Annotated in this window: 17 protein-coding genes and 1 pseudogene; 10 read left to right on the top strand and 8 right to left on the bottom strand. The window is 67.1% G+C overall.

Going from position 1 to position 24,218, the window contains the following annotated elements:
- Positions 1–265: 265 nt before the first annotated feature.
- Together HH308_RS17025 and HH308_RS17020 are read right to left on the bottom strand one after the other, a co-directional pair.
- Positions 266–1,366 carry a CaiB/BaiF CoA transferase family protein gene (locus HH308_RS17025; protein WP_170195427.1) on the bottom strand — a complete coding sequence of 367 codons (1,101 nt, stop codon included), beginning with the start codon at positions 1,364–1,366 and terminating at the stop codon, positions 266–268.
- 41 nt (positions 1,367–1,407) lie between these two features.
- Positions 1,408–2,268 carry a citrate/2-methylcitrate synthase gene (locus HH308_RS17020; RefSeq protein WP_170195426.1) on the bottom strand — a complete coding sequence of 287 codons (861 nt, stop codon included), beginning with the start codon at positions 2,266–2,268 and terminating at the stop codon, positions 1,408–1,410.
- Between the two features lie 374 nt (positions 2,269–2,642).
- On the opposite strand from HH308_RS17020, the gene HH308_RS17015 reads away from it, so the two are divergent.
- Complete coding sequence (locus HH308_RS17015; protein WP_170195425.1) at positions 2,643–3,302, top strand: dihydrofolate reductase family protein; 660 nt, start codon at positions 2,643–2,645, stop codon at positions 3,300–3,302.
- Between the two features lie 29 nt (positions 3,303–3,331).
- On the opposite strand, the pseudogene HH308_RS17010 reads toward HH308_RS17015, so the two are convergent.
- Positions 3,332–3,604, bottom strand: a pseudogene (locus HH308_RS17010) (FAD-binding protein); the annotation flags it as partial.
- Between the two features lie 241 nt (positions 3,605–3,845).
- On the opposite strand from HH308_RS17010, the gene HH308_RS17005 reads away from it, so the two are divergent.
- Positions 3,846–5,255 carry a serine hydrolase domain-containing protein gene (locus HH308_RS17005; RefSeq protein ID WP_170195424.1) on the top strand — a complete coding sequence of 470 codons (1,410 nt, stop codon included), beginning with the start codon at positions 3,846–3,848 and terminating at the stop codon, positions 5,253–5,255.
- A gap of 99 nt (positions 5,256–5,354) precedes the next feature.
- Here HH308_RS17005 and HH308_RS17000 read toward each other — a convergent pair whose 3' ends face one another.
- Complete coding sequence (locus HH308_RS17000; protein ID WP_170195423.1) at positions 5,355–5,624, bottom strand: hypothetical protein; 270 nt, start codon at positions 5,622–5,624, stop codon at positions 5,355–5,357.
- A 5-nt stretch (positions 5,625–5,629) separates the two neighbouring features.
- Here HH308_RS17000 and HH308_RS16995 point away from each other — a divergent pair, with 5 nt between their 5' ends.
- Entirely contained in the window at positions 5,630–6,457 is an 828-nt protein-coding gene (locus HH308_RS16995; protein ID WP_170195422.1) for an MFS transporter, read from the top strand.
- Between the two features lie 151 nt (positions 6,458–6,608).
- On the opposite strand, the gene HH308_RS16990 is transcribed toward HH308_RS16995, so the two are convergent.
- Complete coding sequence (locus HH308_RS16990) at positions 6,609–7,538, bottom strand: LysR family transcriptional regulator (protein WP_170195421.1); 930 nt, start codon at positions 7,536–7,538, stop codon at positions 6,609–6,611.
- Between the two features lie 96 nt (positions 7,539–7,634).
- Here HH308_RS16990 and HH308_RS16985 point away from each other — a divergent pair, with 96 nt between their 5' ends.
- Genes HH308_RS16985 through HH308_RS16975 form a run of 3 tightly spaced genes read left to right on the top strand, consistent with a single transcriptional unit; the run spans position 7,635 to position 11,448 of the window.
- On the top strand, positions 7,635–9,098 hold the full coding sequence (locus HH308_RS16985; RefSeq protein WP_170195420.1) for an aldehyde dehydrogenase family protein: 1,464 nt from the start codon (positions 7,635–7,637) through the stop codon (positions 9,096–9,098).
- A gap of 44 nt (positions 9,099–9,142) precedes the next feature.
- Positions 9,143–10,456, top strand: a complete 1,314-nt coding sequence (locus tag HH308_RS16980) for a D-arabinono-1,4-lactone oxidase (protein ID WP_170195419.1) — start codon at positions 9,143–9,145, stop codon at positions 10,454–10,456.
- On the top strand, positions 10,456–11,448 hold the full coding sequence (locus HH308_RS16975; protein ID WP_170195418.1) for an alanine racemase: 993 nt from the start codon (positions 10,456–10,458) through the stop codon (positions 11,446–11,448). Before HH308_RS16980 ends, HH308_RS16975 begins: the two co-directional genes overlap by 1 nt.
- 425 nt (positions 11,449–11,873) lie before the next feature.
- Here HH308_RS16975 and HH308_RS16970 read toward each other — a convergent pair whose 3' ends face one another.
- Entirely contained in the window at positions 11,874–12,545 is a 672-nt protein-coding gene (locus HH308_RS16970) for a TetR/AcrR family transcriptional regulator (RefSeq protein WP_170195417.1), read from the bottom strand.
- A gap of 263 nt (positions 12,546–12,808) precedes the next feature.
- Positions 12,809–14,023 carry an oxygenase MpaB family protein gene (locus HH308_RS16965; RefSeq protein ID WP_170195416.1) on the bottom strand — a complete coding sequence of 405 codons (1,215 nt, stop codon included), beginning with the start codon at positions 14,021–14,023 and terminating at the stop codon, positions 12,809–12,811.
- Positions 14,024–14,091: 68 nt separating this feature from the next.
- On the opposite strand from HH308_RS16965, the gene HH308_RS16960 reads away from it, so the two are divergent.
- Positions 14,092–14,712: a TetR/AcrR family transcriptional regulator gene (locus tag HH308_RS16960; RefSeq protein WP_170195415.1), complete on the top strand. Its 621-nt coding sequence runs from the start codon at positions 14,092–14,094 to the stop codon at positions 14,710–14,712.
- Positions 14,713–15,278: 566 nt separating this feature from the next.
- On the opposite strand, the gene HH308_RS16955 is transcribed toward HH308_RS16960, so the two are convergent.
- Positions 15,279–16,553, bottom strand: coding sequence for a competence/damage-inducible protein A (locus HH308_RS16955; RefSeq protein WP_170195414.1), 1,275 nt, complete (start codon positions 16,551–16,553; stop codon positions 15,279–15,281).
- A 67-nt stretch (positions 16,554–16,620) separates the two neighbouring features.
- Here HH308_RS16955 and HH308_RS29865 point away from each other — a divergent pair, with 67 nt between their 5' ends.
- The 3 genes from HH308_RS29865 (at position 16,621) to HH308_RS16940 (ending at position 24,129) form a co-directional block, all read left to right on the top strand.
- Positions 16,621–17,490: a LysR family transcriptional regulator gene (locus tag HH308_RS29865; protein ID WP_170195413.1), complete on the top strand. Its 870-nt coding sequence runs from the start codon at positions 16,621–16,623 to the stop codon at positions 17,488–17,490.
- Positions 17,491–17,552: 62 nt separating this feature from the next.
- Complete coding sequence (locus HH308_RS16945) at positions 17,553–20,846, top strand: arabinosyltransferase domain-containing protein (RefSeq protein ID WP_170195412.1); 3,294 nt, start codon at positions 17,553–17,555, stop codon at positions 20,844–20,846.
- A gap of 37 nt (positions 20,847–20,883) precedes the next feature.
- Positions 20,884–24,129: an arabinosyltransferase domain-containing protein gene (locus HH308_RS16940; RefSeq protein ID WP_246284670.1), complete on the top strand. Its 3,246-nt coding sequence runs from the start codon at positions 20,884–20,886 to the stop codon at positions 24,127–24,129.
- Positions 24,130–24,218 lie beyond the last annotated feature (89 nt).

Genomic DNA, 24,218 nt, shown 5'->3' with positions numbered 1-24,218 from the left:
TACTGAGCGAGGAACGAGTCGAAGTGAACGAGCTCGTCGGCGTATCGAGATCGCGTCAGACACCGTAGTCGACGCACCCACCACCGTCATCGCGTTCTCGGTCATGCGAGTTATGCTCTGCCACTGCGCTTTTCCGGTGATGATCGGAGTTCGTGTAGCTCAGGGGTCTCGACGATATGCCGGCGGGCTCGCTGCGCCCGCCCGTCGGCTAGACCACCCAAGGGGGCTCGCTCGTCGGCTAGGAGGTGTTCCAGCGAGCGCAACGCTATTGAGAAATGTCCGACTGCCCGGCGACGGGGACGTCGCTGAAGAACTTGGGTTCGAAGCCTGAAAAATTGACGGGAAATGCGACCGTCCACGTGGAGTCCAACTCACGGAGAAAGCCGCGATGGCGCACCTGCGCGTCGGTGCCCACTGCCGACATGTCGTTGACCGGGGAGTAGCACACGTCGATGGCGGAGAGCCGCGCGTCCCAGCGAGCAGCGGTGTCCTTGTTGATCACCTCCGCGATCTCTGCGCGGATATGTCGGGCACGCGTACCGGTGACGAGCGCATCGTCGCGGTACTGAGGCAGTCCGATCTCGTCGAGAAAGTTGCGCCAGAACTTCGGCTCGATATTGCCCAGCGCGATCCACTGTCCGTCGGATGTCTGCCACACCCCGTAGCAAGGACAGTCGCCGACGGTGATCTGCGGCCACGGCAGCCCGGCTGAGCCCCCGAGGCCCGATGCGACCGAGAACATGTTCATCGACAACGCGACGTCGCACATGCTCAGATCGATGTGCTGGCCGATGCCGGTGCGCATGGTGCTCAATACGGCCGCGGTGATCGACAGTGCGGCAAACACGCCGGCCGACATGTCCGCCACCGGAAATCCAGGAAGGATCGGCCCTCGATCGGTGTGTGATACCAGCGCCCCGGCGACCGCCAGGTAGTTGAGGTCGTGCCCCGGCCGTTGCGCGTACGGGCCGCTCTGCCCGTACCCCGTCGCCGAGCAGACGATCAACGCGGGATTGCGTTCGAGCAACTGTTTCGGCGCCAGGCCGAAGCCTGCCATCACGCCGGGCCGGAAGCTTTCGTAGACGACATCGACGTCGTCGACCATGCCGAGGAACCGCGCGGCGTCTGCGGCAGTTCTGAAGTCGATCGTCAGGCTGTCCTTGCCTGCGTTGACGGCGTCGAAGGTCGTGCGCATCGCGCGGCCGTCCTCGCCCCCGGGCGGCTCGACCTTGATCACGTCGGCACCGAGGTTCACCAGCAGTTGAGAACCGTAGGAGAAGGGCAGATAGCGTGTGCAGTCCAGGACTCGGATCCCCGCCAGCGGCAACGGCGACGACTCGGTGGAATGCGTTGTGCCAAAAGGCATGTGGACCTCAGCTCAGTGGTGCCGATACGATCGAGAAGTTGTTATGCGGGCACGGTCGACGGGGCGGTTGGCGCCCAGTGGCCTGATTCCAGAGGGCGTTGCGCCTGCCCGGTGTAGGTACTGTCGGCGATCACCCGCATCGGAATTCCGTCGGTGATCTCTTCGTCCACGTGCGCGATGATCCCCGGCAGGACCGACAGCATCGCGATGCCGGGCATCTGCCGCGCGGTGAAACCGAGATCGTGCAACACCGAGGCGAACACTCCGTCGACGTTCATCGGCCGGATGATCCCCTTGCGCTCGAGGAATGTCTTGTGCAAGGCGTCGTAGAACTGTCCGCCCTCACCCCAAACCCCTTCCGTCTCAGCAACTTTGCGCAGCGCCGCAGCGCGCGGATCGACTTCCTTGTGGTTGGGATGGCCGATGCCGGGGACCGGAATCCGTGCGGCGATGTGCTCATCGACCAGCGCGGCGGCGGCGTCGGCGATGCGCTGCCCTTCGGCCATCATCCGCACCCCGCGTTCGATCAGCGTCGCAGATCCCTGAGGAGAGATCGTGACTTCGCCGCAGCACAGCAGCCCCGCCGCGATCGCGGGCACCGGAGTCGACGGCTGGACCGATGCCACAAAGCGCGCCGTCGATGCGTGCACCGAGATCAAGCCGTGATCGGGTGCGGCGCACAGTGCCGCGTCCAAGACCCGTGCCTGACTCGGGGTGGGCAGTTCGCCGCGCATCGTCATGAACAGCGTCTCCGCGTAGGAGAGCTTCGCGATGATCTCTTCGGCGCGGTAGCCCCGAATCGTGAGGACCTGCGGTGCCACATCGCTCACCGCGGTCTGCCAGTAGCCGCTCCACGATCCAGACGATGTGAACTCGCCGATGTGCTTGCGAGAGTTAGACATTCGATACTCCTGAGGTCGAAGGTTCGCGATTCGCGGGTGCCGTGCCTGCGGTTGCGCTCCGCTACAGTTTTCCACACAACCAAAATTTTGGTCAAGTGCGACGAGCGGTGAATCGCCTTGTCAGTCATCGGTGTCTGTCCGGCCGAGGGTGGTCATGCGCGGGCGGGAGTGAAGTCAGCGCCCGGTGTGTGGTGTCGAAGTTGTTATGACGCAATGTAATCCGTCAGCGAACCGGCGGCGGTCGGCGGGCCGCCGGGAGTCGTGACGGTGGCTGTCGAGTCGAGGATGCCGCTGGCCGTCCGGTCTGGTCAACGGATGTCAGACCCCTGGGCAATACTGTCGGAACGGAAGTCACTTCACCCAGGAGGCTCACCATGTCCCGACCGTCCCGAGTACGCGTCGACCTGCTCAACATCTCGCTCGACGGCTACGCGGCGGGCACCACGATCACCTTGGATCACCCCATCGGCGGCGCAGAGCTGCTGTTCGCGCACTTCGACGGGCGATTCATCGGTGGAGTGCACTCGGCCGACGCCCCGATCACCGCCGACCGTACGGCCACCAGCATCTGGGGGCAGGGCGTCGGCGTCGAGATCATGGGGCGGGGGAAGTTCGGACCGCAAACCGGGCCGTGGTCCGACGACGAGTGGCGCGGTTGGTGGGAGGACGAACCGCCGTTTCAGACACCGGTCATCGTGCTGACTCACCACCCGCGCGAGTCCATCGACTTCGCCAACGGCACGACCTTCCACTTCGTCGACGCCTCACCGCACGAGGCCATCGCGCAGGCGCGGGAACTCGCGGGTGACGCCGACATCCGGATCGGCGGCGGCCCGTCGACGGTGCGCAGCTTCCTCGACGCCGATCTGATCGACTTCATGCACCTCACCGTCGAACCGATCGTCCTCGGCGAGGGGGTCAGTCTGTGGGAGGGGCTCGGCGGCATCGAGTCCCGCTTCGACGTCGAAGTGATCGCGACGCGCAGCGGTCTGGTCCATCAATTCTGGAATCGGTTGGGGCGCAGCGGGGAGTAGGTGGCCGGCTGACCGCAACGGACGGTCGGTCAACTCGTGCCGGCCACCGCGCGCCCCGCGGCCCGTCCGGAGAATATGCAGCCGTTGAGGAAGGTGCCCTCCGGCGAGTTGTATCCGTGCAGGCCGCCGCCGCCGAAACCGGCGGCCTCACCGGCCGCGTACAGCCCGCTGATCGGCTCGCCCGCGTCGTCGAGGGCTCGCGAGGACAGGTCGGTTTGGATGCCGCCCAACGACTTTCGCGTGAGGAGGTGCAGTTTGACCCCGATCAGCGGGCCGGCGTTGACGTCGAGCACGCGGTGCGGCGGTGAGCCGGTTCATCCTCGTGACGAGGTCGGGAGTGGTCCGCGGATGGCGCCGCGGGGCCAGATTGCCGCGACGAGGGCACCGCGAATTCCGGTCACCGCGCCGCCGCGAATGTTCGAGCCCGATTCCGGCGCCTGATGGCGCGGTCATTCGGCTGTGGCGATTCACATTGCCTCCGTTGTCGATGGCTCCAGTTTTGGTGTTTCCGCTGGTATCGATGCGGTCGGCATAGTGATGCACATGACACAACGGCAACTCATCGGTCGTATCGCGGCGCTCGTGGTCGCGATCGCTCTGTGCGTGCCCGCGACCGTGGCCTCCGCCAGCCCCGGAGGTTCCGGCGTACGGGTGAATGATGGGCGGAGCCTTTTGGCCGCAGCTCAGGGCGGCAGTCTGCTCGGGTTGCCCGCACTGCCCGCGCTGGCCGGCGGTGCGTCGGCGACGCTGAGCTCGCCGGACTACTGGTCGAACTGGGTGCGGGAGGCGATGCGGAACCGAAATCTGCTGCCGCTTCCGTTCGACCCCGTGAAGCCCGACGTCGTACTCCCGCATGCGCGGATTGCGGCGGGTGAGGTGGTGTCGCCGCTTCCGGAAAAAGAGGTGAACCTGCGCGATGTCACGTATCGCTGGCAGGGACGAACGAAGAATGTCGGAGATTTCCTGAACGACAGCGGGACCGACGCACTCGTCTTCGTACACAACGGGTCGGTCGCGGCCGAATACTACGCGAATGGCTTCTCGCCGATCGTCGCTCACCAAGCCTGGTCGATGACGAAGTCATTCGTTTCGACGCTCGTGGGAATCGCCCTGGATCAGCGGCGAATCAGCTCGCTCGACGACCCGATCGAGCGATATGTTCCGGAGCTGAAAGCGACGGCGTGGCGCGGAACCACGATCCGCAACATTCTCGAAATGCGATCCGGCATCGAATGGGATGAACACAATCAGGACCTGTCCCGCAACAATCAGGTCGTCGAATGGGTCGACATGGCGATGGACTACTACTCGAATGGGCGGATAGGCCGTACGCGTAACGCGTATATTGCATCGCTGCCGCGGGTGACGCCCCAGGGTCGATTCAACTACAACAGCGCGAATCCGCAGGTGTTGGCGTGGATGTTGGAAAAGCTCTATCACCGGCCCTTCAATGAAGTGTTGTCCGATCAGCTGTGGAAACCGGCGGGAATGGCGGCGTCGGCCGACATCATGACCGACCGCACGGGCGCCGCGGTGGCGTCGGAGGAACTCTTCGCGACGCCCGGTGACTTCGCACGGTTCGGCGAGTTGATGCGCAACGACGGTCGGGCGTCGAACGGTCGTCAGGTGGTGTCGGCCGCCTACGTGCGCCAGGCCACGACGATGATCCCGACCAGCGGCGCCGTCGGCGACGACTTCGGCGGATACATCACCGACGGCAAGGCAGTGACGTCGGGCGGTTACGGGTTCCAATGGTGGAACGGAGCGACGCCGGATGGCTTCCAGGCCAACGGTTTTCAGGGGCAGTACATCACGGTCAGCCCCCGCGCGGGGGTGACCGGAGTACGCCTGGCGCACACGCTCCTGCTCAACCGCGACGGCGACTTCGTCGGTGCGGGCGGTGCCGAATGGCACACTGTCTATCGGGCTGTAATCGCCCGTCTCGCAAGGTGATTCAGGAGTTGACATGAGTATGATGCCGAATTCGCCGCAGACCTCCGAGCGGCCGCGTCTGGTGCCCGCGCTCGCCGTGTACGCGGCTCAAGGCCTGGGTTACGCGATCGTCGTGACGGCGCTGCCCGCGATCAAGGAACGCGTCGGGCTCACCGACGGTGCCATCGCGATGCTGCTGCTGTTGGCGTGTGTGACCGCAGCGGGCGGATCGGTGCTGGCCGACGTGATCGCGGTGCATCGGGGCAGCCGGTGGGCCGTCGCCGTCGGCTTCGGTATCCAGGCGATTTCCCTGGTGGTCGCGGCGGCCAGCACCGGTGTGGTGCTTTTCGCGGTCGCGATGGCGGTGTACGGGGTCGGTCGATGCCGCAAACAACATGCAGGGCGCCCTCGCGCAGAGCAAGTCGGGCGCACCGGTGTTCGGTCGCCTCTATGCGAGCTACACGGCAGCCGGGATCGTCGGTGCGATTCTCACGTCCGCGGTGCATGCGTCGGGCGGTTTTGCGGTCGGGACGCTGCTGATCGCGGCCGCGTGCGCTGCGGCGATGGCGTTCGTATCGGTGCGCTGGGCGGATCCGACTCGCGAGGCACGGGCCGCCCGCGGCGACGCGCGCCCGGTGCCGTTGCCGCGCGCGATGATCTGGGCGGTCGGTGCTTTCGTGTTCGCGGCATTCGTGGTCGACTCCGCGGTGGCGAGCTGGAGCACGGTCTATCTGCAGGACGGACTGAAGACGTCGGCGTCGGTGGCGCCGCTCGGGTATGCGGCGTATCTCGCGGTGGTGCTGGTGTCACGCATGACGGCGGATCTGCTGGTGAAGCGTCTGGGTGGCGCGGTGACGGTGTCGATCGGCATCGCATCGGCCGTGCTGGGTTGCCTGCTCGTGGCCGCGGTGCCGAGTCCGGTCGGCGCGGTGGTCGGTTTCGCCGCGGCCGGGGCGGCCGCGGGGTTGGTCGTGCCGGTCGCATTCGGGCGGGCCGGCGAACTGTGCCCGGCGAGGCGCGACGAGGTCATGGCGAGGGTGAACCTGTTCAACTACGGCGGTGCGTTGATCGGTGCGGTGGTGCTGGGAGCGTTGTCTGCCGATTCGTCGGCGCTCGCGATTGGCTTCGTGCTGCCCGCGGTGGCCATGCTGGCGGTCATTCCGCTGTTGCGGAGTCTGCGGTCTGGGTCGTCGGTTGTGCCGGCCGGGGCAGTGACGCAGTAGGTTTCGGTGCGTTCACGCCGACCGATGAGGAAAAACGTCCGACTATCTGTAGCCCGGGGGCAGCCTGCCCTTGCCGCAGCACTATTCGGACGATTTTCCCGCGGCCGAGTCGGCGATCACCGGTGGGGCTCGACCTGTCAGGACGGCGCGGCTACGGCAACGTCGGACGCTCGATGCCGTCGACCAGTGCCTGTTCCCGGTCGCGTACGGATTGAGCGGTGTCGACGAACGCCTGGGCGACCGCGGTGATCGGGCCGCTGCGGTGGGCGACGGCGAGTACCGACTTCGGGCTGTCCTCGATGGCGATGAATCGAATCGCCGGGTGCGGCGTGTAACGAATGATGGCCGCGGGCGTGATGGTGCAGGCCATTCCGGTCGACACCACTTCCATCTCCTCGGACTGCGACGTGGTTTCGATGAGACGTGGCGGGGCGTCGTCGTCGCGATAGGTTGCGAGGGTCCAGAAGTCGCGCCAGTGCTGATCGTCGGTGCGGCCGATCGTGAGGGTCTCGCCCAGGAGGTCCGATACGCGTACCCGATGGTGGCCGCTGAGTCGATGGGTCCGACTCACCCCAGCCACGCACGGCTCGCCGAAGAGTCGATAGGTCGTGAGATTGCTTGTGTCACTGGGTAATCGGATGAACGCGACATCGATGTCGGCGCCGCGCAGACCTGCCGAGGGATCGGCGAAACCAGACTCGTGCAGCTCGATGCGGACCTCGGGATGAGTGGCGGCGAACTCCGCCATGATCGGGGCGGTGAGTTCGAGGGCGGCGCCGGGGATGAACCCGACCTGCAGGATGCCGGGCGTCGAGCTGCCCGCCGCGCGGGTCTGCTCGACACCCCGGTCGAAACACTCGAGGGTCTCGCGAGCCGCGTCGAGGAACACCTCGCCGGCCGACGTCAGTTCGACGCTGCGTGAGGTGCGGCGCAGCAGTGGAGTCCCCAGGTCGCGCTCCAATTCGGCGATCTGGCGGCTCAGCGACTGCTGTGCCACGAAGAGTCGGGTGGCGGCCCGCGTGAAGTGCAGTTCCTCGGCGAGTACGACATATGCGCGGAGTCGGCGCAGATTTATATCCACAACTCTCCGATTGTAGAACCGACCAACATCGGTGTTTCACATCACATCGGTGAATGGTCAGGATTGGGTGGACGCCGACCTTCAGAGGAGAACCCGATGACCCAGACCGTCCCCGACCCGCACACCGCCGACCGCACCGACGACGTCGCCGCGCTGGCGGATCTGCACCGGCACTTCGCGGCGCAGCGACACGCCGTTCGCGCCGGCGGTGCGCCCACCGCCGAACAGCGGCGCGCGCACCTCGCGGCTCTCGCGCAAGTCATCGTCGGCAACCGCGAACGGATCCGGGCCGCCCTGAGCGCCGACTTCGCCGTGCACCCGGGTGGCTTCGCCGACCTCGTCGAGGTGGCAGGCGTAGCGGGACGTGCGCTCTATGCCGCCGAGCACCTCGACGAGTGGATGGCGCCCGAGTACCGCGACACCGATCCGGGCCTGTACGGCACGGCGACGGCGTCGATCAGCTACCAGCCCAAGGGCGTGATCGGTCTGATCTCGCCGTGGAACTTCCCCTTCGACCTGTCCCTCGGGCCGCTGGTGGACATGCTCGCCGCGGGCAACCGAGTGATCATCAAGCCGTCGGAGTACACCCCGGCATGTTCGGCGCTGCTCGCCGACATGATCGCGCAGGCGTTTCCGGCCGACGTCGTCACGGTCGTCACCGGTGGACTCGACCTCGCCAAGGAGTTCCCGACCCTCGCCTGGGACCACATCCTCTGCACCGGCAATCCGGAAGTGGGCCGACTCGTCGCGCTGGCGGCCGCGCAGAACCTGGTCCCGGTCACGCTGGAACTCGGCGGAAAGTGTCCCGCGATCGTTGCGCCCGACGCCGTCACCGCTGCCACCGCGGCGCAGATCGTCGGCACCAAGCTCGTCAAGAACGGCCAGATGTGCATCTCGGTGGACTATTGCCTGGTTCCGCGAGCGCAGTTGAGCACCTTCGTCGAACTGGTCCTCACACACCTGCGTGAGCGGGTGCCCGGCTACGCGACGTCGGCCGACTGCACCGGCATCATCACCGAACGCCACCTGCAGCGCCTCCTCGACCTCGTCGACGAAGCACGCGCGAGCGGCGCCGAGATCCGCACCGTCGACGACGCCGAACCGAATCGGGCGACTCGGCAGATGCCGCTGACGCTCGTCCTCGACCCGGCCGACGATCTCGCCCTGATGCGCGAGGAGATCTTCGGGCCCATTCTGCCGATCAAGGTCTACGACGACCTCGACGACGCGATCGCCTACGTCAACGACGGGGAGCGCCCGCTCGGCCTGTACGTGTTCACCGACGACGACGCTGTCGCCGACCGGGTCCTCGACAACACCGTCTCCGGCGGTGCGGTTGTCAACGCGTGTGCGGTTCAGGGCGCCATCCCGTCGCTGGGATTCGGCGGCATCGGCAACAGCGGTACCGGCCGCCACCACGGCATCGACGGTTTCCGCGAGTTCTCCAATCCCCGCGGCGTCGTACGACGCGGTGCGGGCGATCTCATCGAGGTGCTGCACCCACCGTATGACGCGACCACCGACGCCGTTGTCGCCGCCGCGCTCGGCGTCGACGCATGATCAGGCCCGCCGTCGGACACCTTCGTCACCCCGCTGGAGAACTCATGACAATCACCTCGACCTCGTGGCGCAATTGGGCAGGCGACGAGGGATGCACTCCCGCCCGCATCTTCGCGCCGCAGTCGGTCACCGAGCTGGCCGAAGCCGTGGCCAAGGCAAGCGCCGACGGGCAGACGGTACGCGTCGTCGGGGCCGGACACTCGTTCGGCGACCTCGTCTGCACCGACGGATTGCTGCTCAACATCGACGCCCTGCGCGGTGTCCGCGACGTCGACTACGACGCGGGCCTGATCACCGTCGGCGCCGGTACTCGCCTGGCCGATCTGAACGCCGAACTCGCTCGACTCGGGCTGGCATTGCCCAACCTGGGCGACATCGACCGGCAGAGCGTGGCCGGGGCGGTGTCCACCGGCACGCACGGCACCGGCGCCAGGCTCGGCAATCTCGCGGTCGGGATCGTCGGAGCCGAGATGGTGCTCGCGGACGGCAGCATTCTCGCCCTGACCGACGACGACCCCGAGACCCTTCGTGCCGCGCGGGTGAGCCTCGGCGCGCTCGGCGTCATCACCAGCTACCGGCTGCGCGTGGTGCCTGCATTCCGATTGCACGCGCAGCAGCGTTCGATGCCGATGGCCGAGGTCCTCGGCCGACTCGACGAGCTCGTCGACGACAACGACCATTTCGAGTTCTTCCAGTTCCCGCACGCGGATTCGGCGCTGGTCAAGATGAACAATCGGACCGACCTGCCTGCCCGACCCCGCAGCGACCGGGCGAAGAGACTGGGGTCGTTCGTCGAGAACGGGCTGCTCGACGCCGTCTGTCGGGTCGGTCGGAGGTTCCCGGCGCAGATCCCGAGGATCAATCGCGGCGTCGACCGTCTGATGACGGCATCGGACGCCGTCGACGCGAGTTACGAGGTGTTCGCCAGTCCCCGCACGGTTCGGTTCACCGAATCGGAGTGGGCGGTGCCACGCGAAGCGTGCGCGCAGGTCCTCACCGACATCCATCGGGCGATCGACAAGCACCGGATCGAGGTGAACTTCCCGATCGAGGTTCGCTTCGTCGCCGGGGACACGGCGTCGTACTTGAGTCCGGCCTGCGGTCGGGACACCGCGTACCTCGCGGTGCACATGTACCGCGGGATGGCGTGGCGGCCGTACTTCCAGGCCGTGCAGGACATCGCGGTGGCCCACGGTGGCCGCCCGCACTGGGGCAAACGGCATCTGCTCGACGCTGAGCGGCTGGCCGACCTCTACCCGGAGTGGGGACGGTTCCAGGCGGTCCGGTCGAGGGTGGATCCGACCGGAACCTTCACCAACGACCACATCCGCCGTGTACTGGGATCGGTGGGAGCGTGATGCGGATCGACGAACTGCAGACGCCCGCCCTGATCGTCGAGCAGTCGGTGGTGCGCGCCAACCTCGACGCGATGTCGGCCGCCCTGCCCGGAGATCGGCTGCGGCCGCATGTGAAGGCGCATAAGTGCACGTCGTTGGCCCGGCTGCAGGCCGACAACGGTCATCGCGGATTCACCTGCGCCACCATTCGCGAAGTGGAGACGATGGCCGCGGCGGGTCTCGGCGAGGATCTGCTGCTGGCCAACGAAGTGCTCGACACTCGCAGGTTGGGACGCCTCGTCGACGCCGGACACCGGGTCACCGTCGCCGTGGACTCGACGGAAACGGTGCAGGCCGCCGTCGACGGCGGGGTGCGAGAGGTGATCGTCGACGTGAACGTCGGGATGCCGCGCTGCGGGATCGCGCCGGAGAAGGCGGGCGCGCTCGCCGACGTCGCGCGACGCGCCGGGCTGACCGTCCGTGGAGTGATGGGGTACGAGGGACACCTCATGCTCGTCGGCGACGAAGCCGAGCGTCGGGAGCACGCCGAACGCGCCATGGCGTTGCTGCTATCGGCGAGCGCCGACGTCGGCGGCGATTTGATCAGCGGCGGCGGCACCGGAACCTATGCCGTCAACACCTGGGTCGACGAGATCCAGGCCGGATCGTATGCACTCATGGATACCGCCTACCAGCAGGTGGGCCTACCTTTCGGTCAGGCACTGTTCGTGCTGGGCCGGGTGATCTCGGCGTCGTCGGACTGGTGCGTCGCCGACGTCGGGATCAAGGCGCTGAGCCTCGACCACGGAAATCCGGCCATCGACGACGCCGCGGTGTGGTTCTGCTCCGACGAACACATCACCTTCGCACCCGAGCATCGTCTCGCCGTCGGCGATCATGTGCGAGTCATTCCCGCGCACATCGATCCCACCGTCGCACTGCACGAGCGGATGTACCTCGTCGACGGCGACGACGTCGTCGATGAGTGGCCGGTCGACATGCGGGGGTGGTAGTCGACGGGGTGCCTGTTGGTTGCGTGAGCAGTTCTCGCCGCTGGTCTCAGTGCGAGGTGCGTGGTTTCGACTCGCTGCGCTCGCTCAACCAACGGGAGGGTGTGGCGGCGGGAGTGACGGTATCAGCCCGCTGGTTGGGCCGGGGGGAGTTTGAGCCGGGGGGAGTGGCGGTATCAGCCCGCTGGTTGAGCCGGGCCGGAGCGCAAGCGTAGGCCCGAGTCGAAACCTTCGGTGACACAATAGGTTTCGTGGATCGGTGCGGTCGTTGTTGCGTCGAGAGATTCTCGGCGTGAGGTGCGTGGTTTCGGCTCGCTACGCTCGCTCAACCGGCGGGAGGAGCGGTGATAGTCGTGCGAAATCAATTGTGTCATCGGGGTTTCGACTCGGCTTCGCCTTCGCTCAACCGGCGGGATGGGGGAACGCGCTCAGTCGTCGTCGCGCACGCCCAGCATGCGGCAGGCGAGGACGCAGTAGAGCCGACCCAATTCGTCGGGGGAGTAGGGCGCGTGGGGGCCGTACCAGCGGGCCACGTCGATGCTCAAAGACAGCAGTGCCGCACTGACGCCCCGGACGTCTCCGGGCAGAAAGGCGCCCTGCTCGATGCCTTTCTCGATGACCGCCCGGATCTTCAGTTCGCCGCCGCGGCGAAGCTCGAGGAGTTCGTTGGCGTGCTCATCGGTCAACGCCTCACTCTCGTAGAATACGATCCGCCCGGTGGTGTGCTGCTCGGCCTGCCATCGGGTGAACGCGTAGACGAGTACGCGCAGTGCCTCCACCGGATCGTCGAACGCGGTGGCGGCCTCGACGATCTCGACCGTTTCCAGGTAGCCGCGTTTGCTGATCTCGAACAGCAGATCCTCTTTGGAGCTGAAGTGCACGTACAGCGCCGCGGTGCTCAGTCCGGTGCCAGCGGTGATGGCCTTGAGATTGGTGCCGTGGAAGCCGCGCTCAGAGAACGCCTGTACAGCGGCCTTCAAGATCGTTCGGGCGGTCTCTGACGACACGCTCGCCCACGGGTCTCGGCCGACGACCAACGGTGCGCCCTGTTCGGCCGCGCGATTGACCGCGGCGCCCATCATCGTCTCGGCTCGCACCACGGCGTGGATCCTCCTCTTCGGCTGTCGAGCGGGAGAGTGACTGCTCGATCAGTAATTCGACTGTAACCGATTGTCGGCGGATCCTCGCGTCCAACCTCAGGTGACGCCGAAGCCGTTGACAGTGTGTCAGCGACAGTGTTAGCTTCGTCTCACCTGAACATACTGATCAATCAGTAATAACATCAATGCTGCGTCGGGCGATCAATCACGTCCAACGAACATTCTCGGTCAGATATATCGATTTTCTCGATATATCGTCGGCGTCACGCCGCGTGGCCGGCCAATGTGGTCGTCGCACCGATCGTCGCCGGGGTTGCGGTCATCGTCGCCATGAATCGCAGCTGGCTGGCGCGTCCCCGACGGCATGCGCGGGCGCGTCCGCCGGGCAACATCGCGGCGAACGAGCCGACGAGGTTGATCGGCGTGCGGATCACCGGATACCAGGGCACCACGCGCGTCGGCAGGCCGAGATGTCCCATCGCGCGACGGCCGAGGAAGAACGCACTCACCGACAGGTGCTGCGATCGCGCGATCCGGCGTCGAAGATGCACCAGCCGTGGGTAATTCCAGCGCAAGGGGTCCTCGATCATCGGACGGGCGAGCTGCGGCGACGTGTCGTCGGGCACCGACAGCGCCGCCGACGTGTGGGCCAGAATGCGGATCGAATCCCGAAAGCTGGTCGGGAGGAACTCGTCGTCGACGCCCATCAGCCAGCCGACGTAGCGCGTGAGATGGGCGACGGCCGTGTACTCGCTGGGTTTGTTGATCAATCCCATGCCGAGTCCGCCGACCATCGGCGCGACCAGTGCGCCCACCAGTGTGGCCGCCATGTCGGTCTGATTGATCGGCAGGCCCCACCGATCGGAGTCCCAATCGGGCTGTTCGACGACGTGGCGCCGAACCAGCGAATGGATCATCCGCACCCGCAACGTCGAGCGGTAGCCGGCGCCGAAGACTGTCAGCCCATCGTCGGCGATCACGTCGAGCGCCCACTGTGAGGTCTCCGCGAAGCGCTTGTTAGAGCCCTTCTCCAGCGCGCCGGTGCGCAGCAGCGTCTGATTGAAGCCGGCGAAGCTGTATCCGCCGAGCAACGCGACGTCGCGGGCGATGTAGAGACCGTCAGCGCCGCCGCTGTTCATGGTTTGCGCGCCGAGTCGGAGCTGCGCCGGGTCGACCCAGGACGGTGTGTCTTCCACGATGGCGAAGAAGTCGCGCAGCGGTTCGGGAGCGTCGACGACGCTGTCGACACCCGCCCGTACTGCCTGCTCGAACATCGGGCGCGAGGTGCTCATGCCGACGTCGAGCATCCATCCGACGAGGCGGTCCATCGGCGGATCGCCGTGCGTGAGAGCTTCGCCGAGGTAGGCGAACTCGGCGGCGTCGGGTCCGCGGAGGCCGAGCAGTCGAGCGAAAATCGCGACGCCCGATGGAACGGTGCGCGGTGTCGCGGGATGTCTCTGCGGGATCGGGGGAGCCATCGCACCCTCTCGCTAGTTTTGGACAACGACTGTTTTCCAAAACTAGCTGCGCCTAGACTGCCCAGTCAATGGCTCGAAAAGATGTGGTGCGCGACTACGGCGGCGTCAGCGCGGACGCCCGCCGGGAAGAGCGGCGCTGCAAACTCATCGCGACGGGCCGTGACACGTGGGGCAGAGCGGGCCTGAGCGAGATCACCGTCCGAGGCGTCTGTAAGGAATCGGGCCTGGTCTACCGCTATTTCTACGAGCATTTTGCGAGTCGGGACGAACTGATTCTCGCGGTCGCCGATCAGGTCCGCGACGAGATCGTCACCGCGCTCATCGACGCGAGCACCGCGGCGGGCGGCAGCGTCGAGCAACGTCTGCGCGCGGCACTAGTCGGATTCTTGACGGTGCTCGACGCCGATCCGCGCATGTTCCGCATCATGACCAGTGATCCGGCGGGCGTCGTCGGGCTGGAAGATCGACGACGCGAGACGCTCGACCGGATCGCACAGGCGATGGTCGCCGTTGTTGCCGACCTGCCCGGTGTCGAACCGCTCGACCCCGCGGCGACGCTGAGCAACGCGCGGTTCATCGTCGGGGGAGTGAACCGCCTCATCGAGGCGTGGCTGGTCGAGCGGGATCGATCGGTCGACGAGATCGCCGACGAATGCACTCGATTGTCGATGGCGGTTGCGCGGGGGTAGCGGCTGGTCAGCGACGTAGTCGACGGCGAGCGACGATGTCGGCAGCGCTGCGTTCCTCTGCTGGTTGAGCGAGCGGAGCGAGTCGAAACCCGCCGACCGGGCAATGGCGAAACCCGCAGCGTCACAGTGGTTTCGACTCGGCTTCGCCTCGCTCAACCAGCAGGATGTGGCGGTATCACGTCGAATCTACGCCCCCAGCTGCCCGGCGTCGTCGAAATTCCGTTCCCCTGTTGGGTTTTCGTCTCGCCGACCCCTCGTTACACCGAAGCTCGTTCCTCGCTTCGGCACTCGGGGAGCGGGGAGACACGAAGCTCGTTCCTCGCTTCGGCACTCGGGGAGCGGGGAGACACGAGCTCGTTCCTCGCTTCGGTACTCGGGGAGCGAGGTGAACACGATGCTCGTTCCTCGCTTCGGCACTCGGGGAGCGGGGTGAACACGATGCTCGTTCCTCGCTTCGGCACTCGGGGAGCGGGGTGAACTCGCTTCGGTACTCGGGGGCGGGGCCACACCGAAGCTCGTTCCTCGCTTCGGTACCCGGGGAGCGGAAGGGCGCGACACTCTGGGAGTTACCCGTCCATCGCCTCGCTCAGCAAGTGCATCGCCGCCGTCGTCGCCAGAGCCCGGACCGTCGCGCGATTGCCGGGGAAGACGAGCGTCGTCGTCGAAGTCGGTTGTCCCGCAATGGAAATACCGAAGCATACGGTGCCGACCGGTTTGCGGTCGCTGCCGCCGTCGGGGCCGGCGATGCCCGTCGTCGACACTGCGGCGTCGGTGCCGAGATGTTCGCGCGCACCGTCGGCCATCGCCTCGGCGACCTCCTCACTCACCGCACCGTGCGCGACGATGAGTTCAGCCGGCACACCGAGGATTCGAGTCTTCACCTCGTTCGCGTACGCGGCGACGCCGCCCAAGAAATACGCCGACGATCCGGGCCGGTCGGTCAGTCGGGCGGCGATGAGTCCACCGGTGCACGATTCCGCGGTCGCCACCGTCCGCCCGTCAAGGCGGGCGATCAGCACCTCGTCGATGGTCGAGCCGTCCGAGGAAAAGATCTGTCGCCCATGGGCTTTCGTGAGGAATTCGACGAGGGCGGCATAGGCCGCGGCGTCGTCGGACAAAAACCGCGTCACGACCTCTACCTCGCCGCCGCGCAGACAGGTGGTGATCTCCAGCTCGGCGAATCCCGCGACGCTGCCTTGCGCGATCCGCAGGCTCTCCGCGAGGTCGGGTTCGGAAAGTCGATATGCGCGAAGGGTTTCCGTGCGGTAGTCCCCACTGTCGGCGAGCACCGCGGCGACCGGGGCGGTGGCGACCGCCGACTCCCACATCCCCTGCAGTTCGCCCGGCGGGCCGGGCAGGATCAGCACCGCGGGCCGACCCGACGACGCCGCAATCGCGACGCCCGGCGCCGTGCCGACCGGTGGGATCGCTTGGGCCCCTGCGGGAATCATCGCCTGCTTGCGGATCCCGGCGGCCAACGCCGCACCGCCCGCCGATCGGCCGGAGTTGCGACGCCACCGCTCGATGATGGTGGTGATGTGCGCCTGAATCTCGACGTCGAGCCGCAACTCGAGGCCGCAGAATTCGGCGACGGTCGCGACGGTGAGGTCGTCGGCGGTGGGTCCCAGCCCGCCGGAGGTGATGATGAGATCGACGCCGACGTCGGCGAGGAACTTCAACTGCGCGGTCAGATCGTCGGGCCGGTCACCGCAGATGGTGATGTGCGCGACGTCGACACCGAGGTCGAGCAGCGACTGGGAGACCCAGGGCCCGTTCCGATCGGCGATGCGTCCGGTGAGGACTTCGGTTCCGGTGACCACAATTCCCGCGCGCACACTCACGTGTCCAACCCTAGGACAGTTCTAAAGTGTGAGGCGACCCGACGACACCGACCGACGAAAGGCGCACGTGGATAGCCGCCACATCGAGTTCTTCGTCGCGGTAGCCGAGGAGCTCAATTTCACCCGCGCCGCGGCCCGCGTCAACGCCGTGCAATCCACCGTGTCGGCGGGAATCGTGAGCTTGGAGCGGGAGGTCGGCGCCGAACTGTTCCGACGGTCGACGCGCCGCGTCGAACTGACCGCCGAGGGCCGCGACCTGCTGCCGCATGCGCGACGACTGCTCACCGAGGCGGAGTCCATCCGCGACGTCGGGCAGCAGGCGCGCAGAGGGCTGCGCGGACGCGTGCGCATCGGGGTGATCAGCAACCTGGAAATGCTCGACATCCCGAGCGCACTCGGCGCCTTCCACCGCGACCATCCCAAGGTGGAACTGTCGATCGCGGTGCGGCCGCGCGGATCGTCGGACATCGTCGACGACGTGCGCGCCGGGCGCCTCGACCTGGGATTCTCCGGATTGCCGCCCGACGACGACGGCCTGCGCTACCTGCATGTGTCGGCGCAGCGGATGGTGGTGGTGTTGCCGCGGGATCATCGACTGGCGACGGCCGGCCGGATCGGACTCGCCGACCTCGTCGACGAACCCTGTGTCGACATGCCCGCGGGCTTCGGGACGAGAGTGCTGGTGGAGCAGCATTTCGACGCCGCGCGGCTGCACCGTACCGTCGCGCTGGAAGTCCCCGATCTCACCACCGTCCCCGACTACGTCGCCGCCGGACTGGGCATCGCCATCGTGCCGCAGCACAGTGCGGCGCGGCGCTCCGACATAGTCGTACGTCCCCTCGCCGAAGAGATCGTCTGGGATCTGCATCTGGTCAGCAAGCCGCGGGTCCGGCCGAACCGTGCCGTCGACGCACTGATCGGTCATCTGCTGTCCTAGGGCCTGTCTCCCAGGGCTCCGGCTCACATGATTCACAGCCGAGTGCACTAATGTGACCTGCCGTGCCGGATTCACAGACGACGCCGCAGGCGCAGGGAGCGGGCCCGGGCAGGAATCGTGTTGCCGCGATCGCCGTGGTCGCCGGTGTGATCGCAGTTCTCGCCGCTATTCTGACACCATTTCTGCCGGTCAACGAGCGGACGGTGACGATCGACTGGCCGTCGGGGCAGCAGTTGTCGGCGCAGACGGCCTCGGTCACCGCGCCGCTGGTCGCGCAGACGCCGCGCAACCTCGACATCACCATTCCATGCTCGCTGCTGGCCTCGGCGCCGCGCGACGCGTCATCGTCGACCGTCATTCTGTCCACGATGCCGACGTCGGGGCTGCGTGCCCGACAGTCGGCGCTGTTCGTCACCGACGACGGCACACGCATCGACGTCGCCTTCCGCGGCAAGTCCGTCGCCACCGCGCCGATCGCCGACCTGGACCGCTGCACATCGCTGCACATCTGGTCGTCGGCGTCGTCCACCGGCGCCCACTTCAACGGACTCGGCCCACTCGGCACGACGACCCCGGACAACCGCCCGCAGATCGCGGGCATCTTCTCCGACCTGCCGTCGTCGAGCGTGCAGGCGGCCGCCGCGCAGGGGCTCAAGGCGCACATCGACGTCGACAATCGCTTCGATTCAGCACCGTCGGTGACCAAACTGCTGGTCATGATCGTCGGTGTCCTCGCGACGATCGTCGCACTGGTCGCGGTGGCGCGCCTCGACGTCGTACGCGGCTATCACCGTCGGGTCGGTCGGCTCGACATTCGCCGCCTGCTGCGGCCACGTGCGGTCGATCTCGTCGTCACCGCCGTGCTGGTCGTGTGGTTCTGGCTGGGCGCCGGCTCGCCCGACGACGGCTACATCCTCAACATGGGGCGCAACGCCGCCGACGCCGGGTACCTGGCCAACTACTACCGCTTCTTCGGCATCCCCGAGGCGCCCTTCGACTGGTATTACAGCTTCCTCTCGCACTGGTCGACGATCTCCGCGACGGGCCTGTGGATGCGACTTCCCGCGCTCGTCGCCGGGCTTGCCAGCTGGTTCATCCTGACCCGCGTGCTGCTACCGCGCCTCGGCGGCGCCGTCCGCCGGTCGCAGTGGGCCATGTTCACCGCCGCCGCGGTGTTCTGCGCGTTCTGGCTTCCGCTGTGCAGCGGACTGCGCAGCGAGGGCATCATCGTGCTCGGTTCGCTGCTCACCTGGTGGGGTGTCGAGCAGGCCATCGCGACGCGCCGAATGCTGCCTGCGGCACTGGCCGCGCTGTCCGCCGGCCTGACCCTGGCCCTCGCGCCGCACGGAATCATCGCCGTCGCGCTGCTGCTGGCAGGGTCGCGGCTCATGCTGCGGGTGCTGCGCATGCGGCGCGGGGAGGACGGGATCGCAGCCCTGCTGCTGCCGATCGTCGCGGCGGCGGGCGTCGTGGTGATCGTCGTGTTCCGCGATCAGACGCTGGCGACCGTCGCGGAGACGTTGCGCGTGCGCTACTCCGTCGGCCCGACGCTGGTCTGGTATCAGGAACTGCTGCGCTACTACTTCCTCGTCGTCGGCACCGACGACGGTGCGCTCGCCCGCCGCGTCCCGGTGCTGCTCACCTTGGTCACGCTGGCGGTGACTCTCGCAGTCATGCTGCGCCGCAAGAAGATTCGCGGCGTCGATCCGGGACCGGTGTGGCGCGTGGTCAGCGCCATTCTGCTGACCACGTTCCTGTTGTCCTTCACCCCGACCAAGTGGACCATTCAGTTCGGCGTCTACGCGGGCGTGGCCGCGGCGCTCGCCGCGGTGGCGACCGTCGCCGTCGCCGAATCGGCCCGACGTTCACCACGCAACTTGGCCGCATTCGTCTCCGCGCTGATGCTGGCCTGCGCGATCGCCACCGCGGGCAAGAACGCCTGGCCGTTCGCCGCGAACCTGGGCATCTCCTGGTTCGACAAACCGCCGTCCCTGGCCGGAATCCCGGTGTCGACGCTGTTCCTCGGACTCACCGCGGTCGCCATGGCCACGGCGATGGTGCTGCATCTGCGCGCCGACGCCGTGGGGTCGGCAGATTCCGACGCCGCGGTACCCACCTGGCGGGTGGCGTTGGTGTCGTCGCCGTTGTTCCTCATCGCCGCCGCGATGGTCCTCGTCGAGATCGCATTGTTCACCAAAGCCGTTGCGGGACGCACGGATACGTACACGACGCTGGCGGCCGACGTCGACGCCGTGCGGGGCAAGACCTGCGGCATGGCCGACTACGTCCTGGTGGAGCCCGACGCCAACCGCGGCATGCTCACTCCGGTCGGCGGCAAGAGTGCGTCGGCCGCGCTGGCTGGCGAGTCGACCGGATTCGATCCCAACGGCGTCGCCGCGGACCTGACGCCCGACCCGAACTCGCTGAGCCCCGGCACGATGAACACGTCGGGCAACCTGGCTCGCCCGTTCGTGATCTCCGGCGGCAGCCCGGGCACCACCGGCGGTACCGGTCCACGTGGAATCAATGGCAGCACCGTCGCTCTGCCGTTCGGGCTGAACCCCGCGACCACGCCGGTGATGGGCAGCTATGGACACAACAGCGGTGAGGCGACGCTGACGTCGGACTGGTATCAACTGCCCGCCCGCTCCGTGGGACCGCTGATCGTGATCACCGCGGCCGGCCCGATCTTCTCCATCGACCGCGACGGCGCCGTCACTCCCGGGCGCTCCCTGCAGGTGGAGTTCGGTCGCAACGACGGCGGCACGTTCACCCCGGTCGGTGCGCCCGCGATCCCGATCGATCCGGGACCGGGCCAGCCCAACCGCCCGTGGCGCAACCTGCGGGTGCCGACCGCGACCATCCCGGCCAAGGCCACCGCCATGCGAATCGTGGCCCGCGACAACAGTTTGAGCCCCGATCAATGGCTGGCGATCACGCCGCCCCGGGTACCGCAGCTGAAAACTCTGCAGCAGGTCGTCGGGTCCAGTGATCCGGTGCTGGTGGACTTCTCGGTCGGTGCGCAGTTCCCCTGCCAGCACCCGATGACCGCCACCGACGGGATCGACCAGATCCCGCAGTGGCGGATCCTGCCCGACCCGACAACCGCGGCGGGGCAGTCGAAGACGTGGCAGGCGACCGTCAACGGCGGCATCCTGGCGACGGCGGAGGCGTTGACCAAGGCCGGCACGATGGCCACCTACCTGTCCAACGATTGGTTCCGCGAGTGGGGCAACCTGCAGAAACTGACGCCACTGGCGCCCGACGCCCCGGCGGCGCGGGTCACGACGGCGACCCAGTCTCGGTGGGGTTGGCAGCGCAGCGGCGCGATCCGGGTGGTGCGCCAAGATGACTGACTCGATTGATCCGACTGAAGGTGACTCGGCGAAATCCATGACAGCTCAACCCGATTCCGCAGCACGGCGGATCAAACGGATCCAGCTCGTGGCGGTGGTCGCGGGAGCCATCGGTGTGCTGCTGGCCGTCCTGTCGCCGCTGCTGCCGGTGAAATACAGCAATACCCAACTGAATTGGCCGCAGAGCGGCACGGTCGGCAACGTCGTCGCACCCAACGTCGCCTACGCGCCGCTCAAACTCGACCTGACCGTGCCGTGCACGCTCGCGGCGTCGTTGCCGAAAACCGGTGGTGTGCTGGTCTCGACTGTGCCGTCGGCCGGCGTCGAGGCGAGCAAGGTCGGTCTGTTCGTGCGCGCCACCGGCGACAGCATTCAGGTGACGCAGCGAAATACCTTGCTGCTCAACACGCCTCGTGCAGCGGCGCAGGACAACCCGAACTGCCGCATCGTCGTTCACGCCGACACCACCGGAACATCCGGGCGCATCGACGGCGTCAGTGGCACCGACGGTAAGCCGTTGCAGTTCACCGTCGCCGACCCCGACGCCCGCCCGCAGATCATCGGTGTCTACACCGACCTGCCGAAAACTGCTCCCACCGAAGGGCTTTCGTTCAGCTCGACGATCGACATGCGGTTCTCGTCGTCGCCGACCCTGCTCAAGGGCGTACTGCTCGTCGTCGGAGTGCTGATGACGGTCGTGTCGATCGTCGCGCTCGGCATGCTCGACGCCCGCGACGGCCGCAAACTGCGTCGGCTGGTGCCGAAACGGTGGTGGCGGCCGAAGTTTGTCGACGTCACCGTCGTCGCGATCCTCGCCGTGTGGCTGTTCATCGGCGGCAACACCGCCGACGACGGCTACCAGGTCACCGTCGGCCGCGTCGCGGGCGATGCCGGCTATCTCGTCAACTACTACCGCTACTTCGGTGCGCCGCAGGATCCGTTCGGCTGGCACTACCGGTATCTGTCGCTGTGGATGGAAGTGAGCACGGCGACGCCGTGGCTGCGCCTGCTGCCGTTCCTGTTCGCGGTGGCCGGCTGGTTCCTGATCAGCCGCGCGGCCGTGCCGCGGCTCGGCCCTGCGCTGCGGTCGTCCTCGGTGGTGATGTGGGCGGCCGCCCTCGGATTCCTCGCGGTGTGGCTGCCGTTCAACAACGGTCTGCGCATCGAACCCTTCCTCACCGTCGGAACACTGCTCACCTGGCTGCTCGTCGAGCGGGCCATCCAGAGTGGCCGGTTCCTGCCGTTGGCGCTGGCGATCATCTGCGCGGCAGGCACATTGACGGTCCATCCGGCGGGCGCGATCGCGATTCTGCCGCTGATCACCGGGCTGCGGCCGCTGATGCGGCACCTGCTGATCCGGCGCCGCCGCGACGGCCTGTGGCCCATCCTGATACCGATCCTAGCGTCGGGGCTGGTGATCCTGATCGCGATCTTCGCCGACCAGACGTTGGCGACCATCCTCGAAGGCGTCAAGGTGCAGGGCATCGTCGGGCCGACGAACAAATGGTGGAACGAGGGGATGCGGTATTACATCCTGCTCAACCCCACACCGGACGGGTCCATCGCGCGCCGTGTCGGGGTGTTCGTGACCTTCCTGTCGCTGCTGATCATCGTGCTCATCCTGCTGCAGCGACGTCGGGTGCGCGGCGTGGTGTCCGCACCGCTGTGGCGGCTGGTCGGCGTGATGTCCGGTGCGGTGGTGGTGCTGGCCTTCGTCCCGACCAAAGCGACGCACCAGATGGGCGCCTTCGCCTGCTTGACCGGCGTATTGGCAGCTGCCGCAACGGCTTTCATCTCACCCGAGGTGATGAAGCGTCGGTGCAACCGGACGTTCATCGCGGCCGCCTGCGCCTATGCTCTCGCTATCGCGTTCGCCGGGCGCAACCAGTGGTGGTACGTGGGCAGCTACGGCATCCCATGGGCCGACGACACTCCCGCGATCCACGGCATCGGTCTTTACGTCGTCATCCTCGCGGTTGCGGTGGCGCTCACCGCACTCGGTGCCTGGCAGTACTTCCGCGACGACCGGTCGTCGGGCAGCGTCGACGCCGGCCGGCTGAGTTTCCTCCAGCGGCTGCCGAACAAGTCGATCGCGATCATCTGCGCCGCGATACTCGCCTTCACCTTCGTGTCCGAGGCGAAAGCCATCTATTCGCAACGGAATTCGTGGTCGTGGGCGAAGTCGAACGCCGATGCTTTCGGTGGTAAGACCTGCGCGCTGGCCGACGCGGTACTCGTCGAACGCGACGCCAATGCCGGTGTGCTGGGGGCCGCGCGGGTCGCCGGGCAGGCGCCGAAGTCGGCGCTTGCGGCGCTTCTCGGTTCTGGCGCAACGGGATTCGAGCCGAATGCGGTCTCGTCGACGCTGGACTCCGATTCGGATTCCGACTCGACCGACACCGCCCTCGTCGACCCCACGGCGACCGGCACCGACCAGAGTGCCGACACCCCGGGACGGACCAACACGGTCTCCACCGTCAAACGTCCGTTCGGATTGTCCGCGCAGGCGGCACCGATCGTCGGGACGTACGGCGTGTCGTCGGGGCAGGGGCACCTCACGTCGGATTGGTACCAGCTGCCCGCCGCGTCGCCCGACGCCCCGCTGATCACGATGTCGGTGGCGGGCAACGTCGAATACGTCGACGAGCTCAATGTGGTTCAGACGGGTCAGAAGGTGCGGCTGCAGTTCGGGCGGGTCGACGCCGACGGTACCGTCACGCCGCTGAGCATGATGACGCCGCTGGGCATCAACCACACCGCACCGAAGTGGCAGAACCTGCGGTTCCCACGCAGCTCCGCGCCGCCGAAGGCGACCGTCGTGCGCGTCGTCGCAGACGACTCCGCGGGCGACGCCGACAAGTGGATCGCGCTGACGCCACCGCGCGTGTCGAAGATGGTGACCCTCAATTCCCTGGTGGGTAGCGACGATCCGGTTCTCCTCGACTGGGAGGTGGCACTCGCGTTCCCATGCCAGCGCCCGGCGCGCATCGTCAACGGTGTGTGGGAGGTCCCCAAATGGCGGATCGAGCCCGACGCCGAGGGCGAACGCGTGAACTCGCAGCGCTGGATGGCGGGCGACTACGGCGGCCCGCTCGGCGTCGTCGAGAACGACTTGCGTCCGACGACCCTGCCGACGTACCTCCGCAACGGCTGGGCCAAAGACTGGGGCAACCTGATTCAGCTGGTTCCCCTTGTGCCGCAGACGGTTGCGCAGTTGTCCGTCGAGCCCGACGTACGGTCGGGCTGGTGGACACCCGGCCCGATGCGGGCGGTGACCAACTAGGGAGTGCTGATCAACGCAGAACGTCCACTCCGCTGGTTGAGCGTCCATTCCGCTGGTTGAGCCGGGCCGGAGCGTTAGCACGCCCATAC

The organism is Gordonia asplenii, from assembly GCF_012933505.1.
Taxonomy (GTDB): Bacteria; Actinomycetota; Actinomycetes; order Mycobacteriales; family Mycobacteriaceae; genus Gordonia; species Gordonia asplenii.
Note: the sequence above shows the minus strand (reverse complement) of the source record. Positions and strands in the feature narration are given on the sequence as shown.

Excerpts from the sequence above, each read along its gene's own strand:
- HH308_RS16985 (WP_170195420.1), top strand. The coding sequence starts at position 7,635 with ATGACCCAGACCGTCCCCGACCCGCACACCGCCGACCGCACCGACGAC.
- HH308_RS16965 (WP_170195416.1), bottom strand. The coding sequence starts at position 14,023 with ATGGCTCCCCCGATCCCGCAGAGACATCCCGCGACACCGCGCACCGTT.
- HH308_RS16975 (WP_170195418.1), top strand. The coding sequence starts at position 10,456 with ATGCGGATCGACGAACTGCAGACGCCCGCCCTGATCGTCGAGCAGTCG.
- HH308_RS17025 (WP_170195427.1), bottom strand. The coding sequence starts at position 1,366 with ATGCCTTTTGGCACAACGCATTCCACCGAGTCGTCGCCGTTGCCGCTG.
- HH308_RS17020 (WP_170195426.1), bottom strand. The coding sequence starts at position 2,268 with ATGTCTAACTCTCGCAAGCACATCGGCGAGTTCACATCGTCTGGATCG.
- HH308_RS16980 (WP_170195419.1), top strand. The coding sequence starts at position 9,143 with ATGACAATCACCTCGACCTCGTGGCGCAATTGGGCAGGCGACGAGGGA.
- HH308_RS16940 (WP_246284670.1), top strand. The coding sequence starts at position 20,884 with ATGACAGCTCAACCCGATTCCGCAGCACGGCGGATCAAACGGATCCAG.
- HH308_RS17005 (WP_170195424.1), top strand. The coding sequence starts at position 3,846 with ATGACACAACGGCAACTCATCGGTCGTATCGCGGCGCTCGTGGTCGCG.
- HH308_RS16995 (WP_170195422.1), top strand. The coding sequence starts at position 5,630 with ATGCAGGGCGCCCTCGCGCAGAGCAAGTCGGGCGCACCGGTGTTCGGT.
- HH308_RS17015 (WP_170195425.1), top strand. The coding sequence starts at position 2,643 with ATGTCCCGACCGTCCCGAGTACGCGTCGACCTGCTCAACATCTCGCTC.
- HH308_RS16960 (WP_170195415.1), top strand. The coding sequence starts at position 14,092 with ATGGCTCGAAAAGATGTGGTGCGCGACTACGGCGGCGTCAGCGCGGAC.